The sequence below is a fragment of the Gammaproteobacteria bacterium genome, from assembly GCA_028817255.1.
In the GTDB taxonomy this organism is placed as follows: domain Bacteria; phylum Pseudomonadota; class Gammaproteobacteria; order Porifericomitales; family Porifericomitaceae; genus Porifericomes; species Porifericomes azotivorans.
Genome location: JAPPQA010000199.1, coordinates 1 through 11492, shown reverse-complemented (window position 1 = coordinate 11492; position 11492 = coordinate 1). Strand labels below are relative to the sequence as shown.

14 protein-coding genes are annotated in these 11492 nt (G+C 66.7%); 10 read left to right on the top strand and 4 right to left on the bottom strand.

Annotated features, from left to right (window positions below; translation table 11 throughout):
* The first annotated feature begins 58 nt into the window (after positions 1-58).
* The 3 genes from OXU43_08095 to folP are packed head-to-tail and all read left to right on the top strand — an operon-like array spanning position 59 to position 3028.
* Positions 59-1189 carry a hypothetical protein gene (locus tag OXU43_08095; protein ID MDD9825114.1) on the top strand — a complete coding sequence of 377 codons (1131 nt, stop codon included), beginning with the start codon at positions 59-61 and terminating at the stop codon, positions 1187-1189.
* Positions 1179-2180: a prolyl aminopeptidase gene (gene pip / locus OXU43_08090; GenBank protein MDD9825113.1), complete on the top strand. Its 1002-nt coding sequence runs from the start codon at positions 1179-1181 to the stop codon at positions 2178-2180. The genes OXU43_08095 and pip overlap by 11 nt, the downstream gene beginning before the upstream one ends.
* Entirely contained in the window at positions 2177-3028 is an 852-nt protein-coding gene (gene folP / locus OXU43_08085) for a dihydropteroate synthase (GenBank protein ID MDD9825112.1), read from the top strand. Before pip ends, folP begins: the two co-directional genes overlap by 4 nt.
* Positions 3029-3161: 133 nt before the next feature.
* Here folP and pqqE read toward each other — a convergent pair whose 3' ends face one another.
* From pqqE to pqqC, 3 genes are read right to left on the bottom strand one after another with little or no spacing between them, the layout of a single operon-like run.
* Positions 3162-4319, bottom strand: coding sequence for a pyrroloquinoline quinone biosynthesis protein PqqE (pqqE, locus tag OXU43_08080; GenBank protein ID MDD9825111.1), 1158 nt, complete (start codon positions 4317-4319; stop codon positions 3162-3164).
* The gene (gene pqqD / locus OXU43_08075; GenBank protein MDD9825110.1) at positions 4282-4587 is read right to left on the bottom strand and encodes a pyrroloquinoline quinone biosynthesis peptide chaperone PqqD; all 306 of its coding nucleotides are present in this window, start codon (positions 4585-4587) and stop codon (positions 4282-4284) included. Before pqqD ends, pqqE begins: the two co-directional genes overlap by 38 nt.
* Positions 4584-5363 (bottom strand): pyrroloquinoline-quinone synthase PqqC, encoded by a 780-nt coding sequence (gene pqqC, locus OXU43_08070; protein ID MDD9825109.1) that lies wholly within the window; start codon positions 5361-5363, stop codon positions 4584-4586. The genes pqqD and pqqC overlap by 4 nt, the downstream gene beginning before the upstream one ends.
* Before the next feature lie 645 nt (positions 5364-6008).
* Here pqqC and OXU43_08065 point away from each other — a divergent pair.
* The 4 genes from OXU43_08065 to OXU43_08050 are packed head-to-tail and all read left to right on the top strand — an operon-like array spanning position 6009 to position 9191.
* Entirely contained in the window at positions 6009-7451 is a 1443-nt protein-coding gene (locus tag OXU43_08065) for a DUF6513 domain-containing protein (GenBank protein ID MDD9825108.1), read from the top strand.
* The gene (locus OXU43_08060; protein MDD9825107.1) at positions 7448-8029 is read left to right on the top strand and encodes a DUF447 family protein; all 582 of its coding nucleotides are present in this window, start codon (positions 7448-7450) and stop codon (positions 8027-8029) included. Before OXU43_08065 ends, OXU43_08060 begins: the two co-directional genes overlap by 4 nt.
* A gap of 5 nt (positions 8030-8034) precedes the next feature.
* Positions 8035-8754 carry a hypothetical protein gene (locus tag OXU43_08055; GenBank protein MDD9825106.1) on the top strand — a complete coding sequence of 240 codons (720 nt, stop codon included), beginning with the start codon at positions 8035-8037 and terminating at the stop codon, positions 8752-8754.
* A gap of 47 nt (positions 8755-8801) precedes the next feature.
* Positions 8802-9191 carry a 4a-hydroxytetrahydrobiopterin dehydratase gene (locus OXU43_08050; GenBank protein ID MDD9825105.1) on the top strand — a complete coding sequence of 130 codons (390 nt, stop codon included), beginning with the start codon at positions 8802-8804 and terminating at the stop codon, positions 9189-9191.
* On the opposite strand, the gene moaC is transcribed toward OXU43_08050, so the two are convergent.
* Positions 9178-9714 carry a cyclic pyranopterin monophosphate synthase MoaC gene (gene moaC / locus OXU43_08045; GenBank protein MDD9825104.1) on the bottom strand — a complete coding sequence of 179 codons (537 nt, stop codon included), beginning with the start codon at positions 9712-9714 and terminating at the stop codon, positions 9178-9180. The two genes, OXU43_08050 and moaC, sit on opposite strands and share 14 nt — an antisense overlap.
* 96 nt (positions 9715-9810) lie before the next feature.
* On the opposite strand from moaC, the gene moaD reads away from it, so the two are divergent.
* The 3 genes from moaD to pqqB form a co-directional block, all read left to right on the top strand.
* The gene (moaD, locus tag OXU43_08040) at positions 9811-10050 is read left to right on the top strand and encodes a molybdopterin converting factor subunit 1 (GenBank protein MDD9825103.1); all 240 of its coding nucleotides are present in this window, start codon (positions 9811-9813) and stop codon (positions 10048-10050) included.
* A 4-nt stretch (positions 10051-10054) separates the two neighbouring features.
* Complete coding sequence (locus OXU43_08035; GenBank protein MDD9825102.1) at positions 10055-10558, top strand: molybdenum cofactor biosynthesis protein MoaE; 504 nt, start codon at positions 10055-10057, stop codon at positions 10556-10558.
* Between the two features lie 19 nt (positions 10559-10577).
* Positions 10578-11492, top strand: a 915-nt coding sequence (pqqB, locus tag OXU43_08030) for a pyrroloquinoline quinone biosynthesis protein PqqB (GenBank protein MDD9825101.1), incomplete at its 3' end; no start/stop codon positions are given.

Genomic DNA, 11492 nt, shown 5'->3' with positions numbered 1-11492 from the left:
GCATATGCTGTAAGATATGCCCCTTGCCGCCGGATTCGCAGACACTCAGGAGATACCTATGATCGGAGTTCCCGCCAGTGGCGCTTGGACGGGTGCGCGCCGCCTCCCGAACGGCGCCGCCGCGAATGTTGCGCCGCCTCGTTTGTCGCGGGCCTTCCTTTCGCTGCCCCGCCGTTCGCCGGCGGCCTTGCCGGCCTTGTGTCTGGTGGCCCTGTGTCTGGCGGCGGTGCCGCTTGCGGCGTCCTGGCCCGGCGCCGCCACAGCGCAAGAGGAGGAGGGAGATGCGCTGTGGCAGTCGGGAGAGCAATACGTGCGCCTGACGCCGCGCGAAGAGGCGGCCTTCGCCCCGAATGAGCATCCGGTGCGCTTGGCTACGGAAGATCTGCGGGACTTGTTGCGTTCCCTGCTTGTGCGCGGGCAAAAGCGCTGGTTTGCCATCAGCGTCAAGGATCCGGTGCCGTTGTTCGCGCCCGTGATGTCTTCCACCCTGGCTACGGCCCTGGCCGAGGGCCTGGCGCGGGCGGGGCCGGAGCAGGATGTGGTCTTTTTACTATTCGGCAAATACAAGGCGGGGGGACTCTTTGCGGACCGCAGGGCGGTGGCCGGGCGGGTCTTTTACCGGGACGAGCGCCTGCATCTGATCCTGGGGGACGTGTTGCGCTCGATACGCTACGGTCCGGAGCGCGATGTGCGCGGTTACGAGACGGAAGTTGACCGCCGTATTCATCCTTTCCGCGTGGGTTCGCGCAGCCGCAAGGGTGCCCGCGGTTGGGAACTGTTGCCGCAGGAGGGGATTTCCATACATGGGGGAGATGGCAAGCCCCGCCCGGACTGGCTGGAGATCGAGTTGGCGCTGGCCGTGGCCTATGCCCGCGCGCAGGCGCCCGCGGCAGCTTCGGAGGAGCGGCAGGCGCCCGGCGGCGATGAAGAAGAGGCGCGGAAAGAGGCCGCCCCGTCCCTGGAATTACGCCGGGAGCTGCGTCGCCAGCGGTTGGAGATGGCGCGGATGAGAAAGCAGATGCAGGAATTGCGTGACCGCGATGCGGCCAATGGCGCGGCAGGAGAGGCGGTGGTGGCGCCCTCCGATGTGGAGGAGCGATTGCACACCCTGGAGTCGTTGCGCGAACAGGAGCTGGTGACGGAGGAGGAGTACCAGGCCAAGCGCCGGCAATTGCTGGATGCTCTCTGAGTCTTCCGAGTCTTCTCGGCCTGCCGCCGCGGCGGGCGCGGCTCTCTATCCGCCGCGGGAGGCGCATCGTTCCGGGCTGCTCGAGGTGGGCGGCGGGCACCGCGTGTATTGCGAGGAGTCCGGCGCACCTGCCGGCCTGCCGGCGGTCTTTCTGCACGGCGGCCCGGGTTCCGGCGCCAAGCCGGATCACCGCCGTTATTTTTGTCCCCGCCGCTACCGCCTGGCGATCTTCGACCAGCGCGGCAGCGGCCGTTCTCTGCCTGCCGGCCGCCTGGAGTACAACACTACGCAGGCATTGGTGGAGGATATGGAGGCGGTGCGTCTGCACTTCGGGATCGAGCGTTGGCTGGTATATGGCGGTTCCTGGGGGGCGACCCTGGCCCTGGCGTATGCCGAGACGCACCCGGAACACGTACTGGGGTTAATCCTGCGCGGCAGTTTTTTGGCCCGGCGGCGCGATGTGGACTGGGTCGCCGGCGGCGGGGCGGAGCAGTTCTTTCCCGACGATTGGCAGCGCCTGTTGCAAGCTTTGCCGGAAGCGGAGCGCGGCGACCCGCTGGCGGCTCTGGCGGCGGCGGTCCTGGAGGGCGGCCCCGAGCGGCGCTTGCAGGCGGCGCGCGCCTGGGCGGACTGGTCGGGGCGGGTGGTGACCTGGAACCTGCCGGCGGGCGGCGAGGGCGGCGATGCGGAGGAAGATACGGAGGAGCTGCTGCGCCGGGCGCGCATTGAGATGCACTATGCCCGGCACGGATATTTCCTGCGCGAGGGGCAGATTCTGGCCGACCTGCCGCGGTTGCCGAAGGTGCCGGTGACTTTGATCCATGGCCGGCGTGACCTGACCTGTTTGCCCTCTGCTTCCTGGGAGTTGCACCGCGCCCTGCCCATGTCGGAGCTGGTGTTTGTACCCGAGGCGGGGCACTTGGCGTCCGAGCCGGCTATGGCGCAGGCTCTGCTGGCGGCCACGGACCGCATGGCGGAGATCCTGGCATGAGCGGTGCCTGGTGGCATCCGGCAGGGGATTCGGAGGGCCCTTTGATCATGGGGATACTCAACCTGACGCCGGACAGTTTCTCCGACGGGGGGCGCTATCTGGCGCCGGAGCAAGCGCTGGCGCATGGTCTGCGCATGGCAGAGGAGGGGGCGGATATCATAGATGTGGGCGGCGAGTCCACGCGGCCGGGCGCCGAACGGGTACCGGCCGCCGAGCAGTGCCGGCGCGTATTGGAGGTTATTCGCGCATTGCGCGCGCAGTTGCCGGACGGCGTACGGATCAGCATAGATACCAGCCTGGGCGAAGTGGCGACCGCCGCCGTGCGGGCCGGGGCGGATATGCTCAACGATGTGTCGGCCGGGCGCGACGATCCGGGAATCTTCGCCCTGGCGGCCAACCGCGGCTTGCCGCTGGTGTTGATGCACATGCGGGGTACGCCGCGGACTATGCAGGAAGCCCCGCGTTACGACGACGTGGTCGAAGAAGTGCGGCAATTCCTGCTGGGGCGCGTGCGGGCGGCGGTGGCTGCGGGTGTGCCGGAAGAACAGCTGGTCCTGGATCCCGGGATCGGTTTCGGTAAGACGGTGGAGCATAACCTGGCCTTGCTGCGCGGTCTGCGCAGGCTGGCAACGCTGGGCTGCCCGTTGCTGCTCGGCGCCAGCCGCAAGCGCTTTATGCAAGCGGCCTGCGGGACGGTGGCGGGGGCGGAATTGGTTGGCGCGACCTGCGCCACTACGGCGCTGGGGGTGTGGCAGGACGTGCGGATTTTCCGCGTCCATGACGTGCGCGCCAATCGGCAGGCGGCGGCTCTCTCCTGGCGCCTCCGGCAGTGCGCCGCGGGCGCCTGAATTATTTTCGGAAGCTTCTGAACAATGAACGGATTCGGGCTCTGTTTTGATGGCCCTGTGCGCCGCCTTTATCTACGGCATCTTTAGCGGCGTCTTTATTTGTCGGATATTTCTTTGCCGGGCGCCGCGGGGGTTAGCGGTTCTGCATCAGCTGTCGGGAGTTGCGCATGTTGCGGAAGAGGATGGGACGAGCCTCGGCCTCTTTACGGTCGGCCAAGCGGCCGATTCGTTCGACATCGGTCACCAAGTCCTTATGATGGGGGGACTTGTCGCAGACCGGGTCGGCATTGGCGGCATGGCCGGTCAGCATGAATGCCTGACAACGGCAGCCGCCGAAGTCCTTGAAGCGCTCCGGGCAGGAGCGGCAGGGTTCGCGCATCCAGTCGAAGCCGCGGTAGTGGTTGAAGCCCTCGGACTCGTTCCAGATCCAGTCTATGCCATGGTCGCGCACGTTGGGGAAGGAGATGGGCAACTGTCCGGCAGCGTGGCAGGGCAGGGCGGTGCCGTCCGGCGCGATGGTCAGGAAAATGTTCCCCCAGCCGTTCATGCAGGCCTTGGGGCGCTTGGCATAGTAGTCCGGGATGACGTAGATGATCTTCATCCGCTCCCGCATTCGCTCCTGGTATTCCTTCGCCACCCGCTCGGCGTTCTCGAGTTGCGCGCGGGTCGGCAACAGCGCGTCCACGTTGACGCGGGACCAGCCGTAGTACTGGGTGCTGGCCAGTTCCACGTAGTCCGCCTTGAGGGCGACGGTCATGTCCAAGATGTCGCGAATCTGGTCTATGTTCTTGCGGTGCAGGACGATATTGAGCACCATGGGGTATTCGTATTTCTTGACGACGCGGGCCATCTCCAGCTTGTGCTGGAAGCTTTTGCTGCCGCCGAGATAGTTGTTTAATTCCTCGTTGCTTGCCTGGAAACTGATCTGGATGTGTTCCAGCCCCGCTTCCTTGAAGCGTTTGACGCGCTCCTCGTCCATTCCGACGCCGGAAGTGATCAGGTTGCTGTAATAGCCCAGCCGGTGCGCCTCGCCGATCAGTTCTTCCAGATCGCGGCGCACCAGCGGTTCGCCGCCGGAGAAGCCGAGCTGCGTGGCGCCCATGGCCCGCGCCTCGCGCAACACCCGGAGCCAGTCCGCTGTGTCCAATTCGTCCCGGTACTTTGCGATCTCCACCGGGTTGGAGCAGTAGGGGCACTGCAGGGGGCAGCGGTAGGTCAGTTCCGCCAGCAGCCAGAGCGGTTTGCCCGCCGCGTTATTTTTGTTCGCCTTGTCCAGTTCGAATCCATCCATTGTCTTTCGCCTTTTGCAAGAATTGAAGCACATCTTGTGCCAGGTCCGCGTTTTCGTAAGCCGACCGCAGTTCCTGGATGATTTCGCCAACGCTGCTCTTGCCGTCGCAACGCCGCAGGATTTCGCCGGCGCTGCGGCTCAACTGGACCATGCCCTCCGGGTAGAGGATGACGTAGCAGCCCTGCGCCTCTTCCCATTGCAGACGGAAGGTGGGGGCGAGCCGCGGGACGGCTACCGGCTCCAGCGTCGCGGCGGTTTCCGCGGTCATGGCGCCGGTCGCGGCTCCACCGCCTCGCAGCAGTGATAGGGTGGGCGGTCTTCCACATAGGCCATCCACATAGCGTCCAACATGGTCCACAGGATGTCCAGCTTGAATTGCAGGAGGTTCAGGGCGCGGTCCTGCTGTTCCCGCGTTCGGAAGTAGTCCAGCGTGACTTCCAGCCCGTGTTGCACGTCGCGGCGCGCCTCGGCAAGACGCTTGCGGAAGTAATTGTAGCCTTGCTCCTGGATCCAGGGGTAGTGCTTGGGCCAGTTCTCGAGGCGGCGCTGGTGGATTCGCGGCGCGAAAAGCTCGGTGAGCGAGGAGCAGACCGCCTCCTGCCAGGTGGCGCGCCGGGCGAAGTTGACGTAGGCGTCCACGGCGAAGCGGACTCCCGGCAGCACATGCTGTTCGGATCGCAACTCTTCGCGCGTGAGGCCCACTGCCTCGCCGAGTTGCAGCCAGGCTTCGATCCCGCCTTCGCCATCGGCGCCGCCGTCGTGGTCCACGATGCGTTGGAGCCACTGGCGGCGCACCGCGGTCTCCCGGCAGTTGGCCATGATGGCGGCGTCTTTGACCGGGATGCTGACTTGGTAATAAAAGCGATTCGCCACCCATCCGCGCACGGCCTTGCGTTCCAGTTTGCCGGTATTCATGCGCACGTGGAAGGGATGGTGGATGTGGTAGAGGCTTTCCCTGGAACGCAATTTGGCCTCGAATTCCTGGCGCGTCCAGGGTTTTTCGTTTGCGGTTTCGGGTCCCGCCGATGCGGTTGGCTGCAACATGATTCGGGTCTTTGGGGGGGCGGGTTCGGCGCCTGTTTGCGGGTTTGCGTCCGATGAGGCGAAGGGGGAGGGAAATAAAAAGTCTGGGCGGCATTTCTGCCGCCCCGACTCCGGAAAACAACAAGGGTTACTTGTTGTTGATGTACATCGTCACTTCGAAACCGAAGCGGATGTCGCTGTATTCTGGGGTATCCCACTTCATGATGACTTCCTCCTCATAGCGAATCGGACGGCGGGCCTATGCCGCGCCAGTGGCTGGGAGCCGTTTTGCATCCCATCGCCATGTAATAAAGCAATACGTGTGCCAATTACGGAGGGCGCCCTGGCATGATGGGGCGGTTGTCCTTGCGAAAGGGTGCTGCAAAGTGATCTGCGTGGAGATTTTGCGAAGTTGCCAGGGCGGGGGTTCGGGCAGCAGCCTTTGGCGCCGTGCGCGTGGGCGGCCCGAAGTGGTGGATAACAACCGGCGGGGCCGTGCCAGGTGCAGGATTTACGCCAATATGTTGGGGTTCTCCAAGTTTGCCCCGCGCCTTGCACATCGTTTCTTACGCCATTTGCCGCGCGCCCGCGACGGGTACCGGCATCCCTCGCTCCGCCCCGGGTTTGTTTGCCGGGGGGTGTTGGGGTACTACAATAATCTACGTTATGCGCATCCTTTTCCTTACGGGGCGGCTGGCCGAGGCGGGCTTGCGCCGCATGTTGGACTCCCTGCCGCCCTCCGCCGATGACTACGAGGTACGCAACATCGGTGTCAGCGTGGCGGCGTTGATGACCGCGGATATGATCCGGCGGCGGCTCAAAAAGGAGGATGTGCAGGGGGTCGGCCGGGTGATCGTGCCGGGGCTCTGTGGCGGCGACCTGGCGGCGGTGTCGGAGCAGCTCGGGGTGGCGGTGGCTCGAGGTCCGGCGGAACTGCAGGACTTGCCGGAGTTTTTGGGGCGGGGGCGCCGGCCGCCCCCTCGCCTGGACCGCTACGATGTACGTATCTTCGCGGAGATCGTGGATGCGCCGATCCTGCCGGTTTCCCGGATCGTGCAACGGGCGCAGCGCTACCGCGAGGACGGGGCGGACGTCATAGACCTGGGTTTTCTGCCGGGCAGGCCCTTCCCGCGCCTGGAAGAGGCGATACAGGCCCTGCATGCGGAAGGCATGGAGGTGAGCGTGGATACGATGGAAGAGGGAGAGCTCTTGCGCGCCGGTCGCGCCGGTGCGGACTACATGCTCAGCTTGTGCGAGAAGACCCTCTGGATCGCCGAAGAGGTGGCGTCCGTGCCAATCGTGATCCCCGGCGGCGGCGGGATCTCTTCGCTGTACCGGGCTCTCGACTGGATGCAGCAGCGCGGACGGCGCTGTCTTGCCGACAGCATACTCGATCCGATCCATTTCGGCTTTACCGAGTCCCTGGTGCGCTACCGCAATCTGCGGCGGCGCTTCCCGGAGGTGGAGATCATGATGGGGGTGGGCAACCTCACCGAACTGACCGAGGCGGATACCGGCGGGATCAACGCCCTGCTTATGGGGGTGGCCTCCGAACTGCAGGCGACCGCCATCTTGAGCACCGAGGTCAGCCCGCACGCGCGCTCGGCGATTTACGAGGCGGACCGGGCGCGGCGCATCCTGTATGCCGCCCGCGAAGAGCGGAGCGTGCCCAAAGGCTACTCTACTGCGCTGACCGGTATCCACGAGCGCCGGCCTCTGTTCGATACGCAGGAGGATATCGCCGAGTTGGCGGCCCGCATCCGGGACCCCAGTTACCGTATCCGGTTGGCTGAGGAAGGCCTGTTCGTGTTTAACCGCGACGGCCTGCACCGGGGGCGCGATCCCTTTGCCCTGTTCCCCGAATTGGCCTCTTTGCAGGAGGACGCCCCCCACGCCTTCTACATGGGGGTGGAGCTTGCCCGCGCCCAGATCGCCTGGCAGCTCGGCAAGCGGTACCGGCAGGACCGGATGCTGGACTGGGGCGCCGCGCTGCCTCCTGCCCGCCGCAAACGGGCGGGGTTCGAAGATGAGGAAGGGAATGCGGCGGCGACAGAAGGCACGACCCTGCAGGCCTCCCGCCGGCAGCGCCGGGCGCGGCAGTCAGGATGATCCGCGAGGCGATCGTCGGCACCCGCGATCCCGGCGGCGCGGTGCACCTGGCGCCCATGGGGGTGCGCCGGCAGGACAATCGCTTTCTCCTGGCGCCGTATCGCCCGTCCCGGACCCTGGAAAATTTGCGGGCGCATCCGGAGGCAGTGGTGAATTTCTGCGACGACGTGCGCGTGTTCGCCGGCTGCCTGACCGGCCGCGCAGATTGGCCCACCACGTCTTCCGCGGTGGTCGGCGTACCGCGGTTGCGGGATGCGCTGGCGCACAGCGAACTGCGGGTGCTCGAATGCGAGGAAGATCCGGAACGGCCCCGCTTCTCTTGCCAGGAGGTTCATGCCGAAGGGCACTTGCCGTTCCGTGGGTTCAACCGCGCCCAGGCGGCGGTGATCGAAGCGGCGATCCTGGTTAGCCGGCTGCACCTGCTGTCCGCGGCGGAGGTGGACCGCGGTCTCGCGTCCCTGGGCGTCGCCGTGGAGAAGACCGCGGGCGAGCGAGAATTGCTGGCCTGGGAGTGGCTGCTTGCCCGAGTCCGCGAACATCGGGCGCCGGCTCGGGCAGGAAGGAGCGCGCCGCCTTGACGCGGATGCTCGCCAGCGTGCGCGATTTACGGGAGGCGGAGATCGCCGTCGGCGGCGGCGCCGATATTCTCGACTTGAAGGAGCCGGCCGGCGGGGCGCTGGGCGTGCCGCCGGCGGCCGTATTGCGCGCCGTGAGTCGGCGCTATGGCGCGCGCCTGCCGGTCAGCGCCGCGATCGGCGAGCCGCCTCTGTCCTGGGCGGGTCTGGCTGTTGCGGCGCAGGCGGCGGCCGCCGCCGGGGTCGCGCTGCTCAAGGTGGGTCTGTACGCCGCCGACCCGAACCCGGAGTTGCCGCCGTTGTTGCGGCGCCTGCGCGGCCGGGGATTGCGGGTCGTGCTGGTTTATCTGGCGGAAGGCGGAGTGCCGTCCCTGGCCTGCCTGCGGCGGCAGGCGGCGGCAGGCGCCTTCGGGGCGATGCTGGATACGCGGGAGAAGGAGGCGCCTCCCTTGCCCAGGCGCCTGCGGCCTGTCCGTTTGCGGCGCTTCGTGGCGCAGGCGCGCGCCGCCGGCCTGCTGTGCGGGTTGGCCGGTTCTCTGGCGGAGGGAGACATCCCCGCCCTGTTGGAGTTGCGGCCCGATTACCTGGGGTTTCGCGGCGCGTTGTGCCGCGGCGGGCGTACAGGGCGCCTGGAGGCCGGCTGCGTCTCCCGCATCCGGGCGCGCATCCCGGTACGCGGTTCTTCGTCCTTGCCGGCGCCGCGGTCGGCGGCGGCAAATATGCTATAGTGGCTGGCGTGAACGGCGGCAAGTTGCCGCAGGGGGGTGCGTAGGCAATGGCGCAATGGCGCAGCAAGAAGGCGGACGAGGTCTATTCCGAGGAGGAGATCAAGGCGCGGCTGGAGGCCGAGTTGCCGCAGTGGTACTACGAGAAGGGCTGGATTCGCCGCCGTTACAAGACCAGCGGCTGGAAGGGGACGCTGATGGCGATCAACACCATCGGCCACTTGGCCGAGGCCGCCTTTCACCACCCCGATCTGAGCGCCTCCTACGCCTTCGTGATCGTCAAGCTGATGAACCATGCCGCCAAGGGAGTCACCGAGAAGGACTTCGCGCTGGCGCAAAAGATTGAAGAGGTCATCATGTGGCAGCCGGGCGCCGAAGAAGGCAGCGCCCTGGAGGGGACGCCGGACGATCCCCGCTTTCGCTACCTCAAGTACGATTAACGCGGCCTTTGCGGGTGGGGCGGGGCGCGCGGGGCGGCGCCTCCGGGACGCGCCGCCAGGCGCCCGAACGGCCGCCGGACTTTTCCAGCAGGCGCACGCCGTCTATGGTCATGCCCCGATCCGCGGCCTTGCACATGTCGTAGATGGTCAACAGTGCGGTCTGCACCGCCAGCAGCGCCTCCATTTCCACTCCCGTCCGCTCTCGGGTCTCCACCCGCGCCAGGCAGTGCACGGACGGCGCCTGTTCCGTGTGCAGGGAAAAGTCCAACTCGACGCGGGTCAGGCACAAGGGGTGGCACAGGGGGATCAGCGTTGCGGTGCGCTTGGCGGCCATGATCCCGGCCACCCGCGCCACTCCCAGGACATCGCCCTTGCCGTGCCCGCCCTCCCGGATCTTCCGCAGGGTTTGCGCCTGCATCAGGATGCGACCCTCCGCCAGCGCCGCGCGCCGGGTCACGCGCTTGTCGCCCACATCTACCATGCGGGCCGCTCCCCGGGGGTCGAAATGCGTCAACTCGGTCATGCGGCGGGTTCCCTGCCGCTCAGTATAACGTCATAACGTCGGCGCGGCGCTTGTCAGCCTCGTCCCTTCGGGGGTATCTTGTGTTCCGTTATGACGATCTCGGTCAAGGTCAGATATTTTGCCAGCCTGCGGGAATGCATGGGCCGCGGCGAGGAAGAGGCGCGGCTGGAGGAGGGCAGCAGCGTCCTGCAGTTGTGGCAGCGCCTGGCGGCCGGGCAGGAGTTGCCGCCGGGACAGGAATTCCTGGCGGCGGTCAACCGGGAGCATGTCGGGATGCAAGCGCGGCTGCAGGACGGCGACGAGGTGGCTTTTTTCCCTCCCGTGACCGGAGGCTGAGGCGATGCGGATCGAGCTGCGCGAGCGCCCCTTCGACGAGTTCCGGGAACTGGCCTCTCAGCAGTCCCTGCTGGCGGCGGGCAGCTACGGGGCCTGCGCCCTGTTCTCCGGCAGCATGCGCGATCTCAACGACGGCGAGGCGGAGGCGGTGGAGCGGATCTATCTGGAGCACTATCCCGGGATGACGGAAGACTTTCTGCGCCGAATCGCGGGGCGCGCCCGCGAGCGCTGGGAGTTGCGCGATGCGTTGCTGTTGCACCGCGTGGGCGAGGTCGTGCCGGGAGAATCCATTGTGCTGATTGCCGTGTGGGCGCGGCACCGGGCGCCGGCCTTCGCCGCCTGCCGCTTTCTCCTGGAAGAATTGAAGGCGCGCGCGCCGTTCTGGAAAAAAGAATATGCCCGCCAGGGCGGGCGCGAGCGCTGGGTGGGGCAGGACTGGAGCGGGCGCGCGCCGGCGGCGGAATCGCCTGCGGCCAAGGCCGATGCCGAGGCCGATGCCGAGGCCTGATGCGGGGTTCTGAGCGGCAATGAAGTTACGAGTGCTGGGCGCGGCCGCCGGCGGCGGTTATCCGCAGTGGAATTGCAACCACCCCAACAGCAGGAGCGCCCGCCGGGGAGATGCCCGCGCCCGCACCCAGTCTTCGGTCGCGCTGAGCGCGGACGGCGCGCGCTGGTTTCTGCTCAACGCCTCTCCCGACCTGCGGCAGCAGATCGGGGAGAACCCGATCTTGCAGCCGCCCGCGGAGGGCCCCTTGCGGGCCTCGCCGATCCAGGGCGCGGTGCTCACCAATGCCGACGTCGATCATATCGCCGGGTTGCTGAACCTGCGCGAATCCCAGCCGCTGCGCCTTTACGGCACCGGCCGGGTGCTGGAGGTGCTGGCGGCCAATCCCGTGTTCAACGTGCTGAACCCGGAATTCGTGCGGCGGGAACCCCTGGTGCTGGAGAGCCCGACGGAGTTGCGCTACCCCGACGGCGCAGCCGCCGGGATCGAGGTCGTGCCCTTCGCCGTACCCGGCAAAGTAGCCTTGTGGCTGGAGAAGAAGGAAGAGGAGGGCTTCGGCTCGGTGGCCGAAGACACCATTGCCCTGGAGATTCGGGAGGGGGAGCGGCGCTTCTTTTATATCCCCGGTTGCGCCGCCATGCCCCCGGAGCTGGCCCAGCGATTGCGGGGTGCGGATATGGTCTTTTTCGACGGCACGTTGTGGGTGGACGACGAGATGATCCGCGACGGCGTCGGCGTCAAGACCGGCAAGCGCATGGGGCACATGAGCGTTTCGGGAGAGGAGGGCACACTCGCCGCCTTCCGCGATCTCGACGTGCGGCGCAAGATTTTCATCCACATCAACACCACCAATCCCATTCTGCTGGAGGACAGCCCCGAGCGGCGGGCGGTGCAGGAGGCGGGTTGGGAAGTCTCCCACGACGGCATGGCCGTGGAG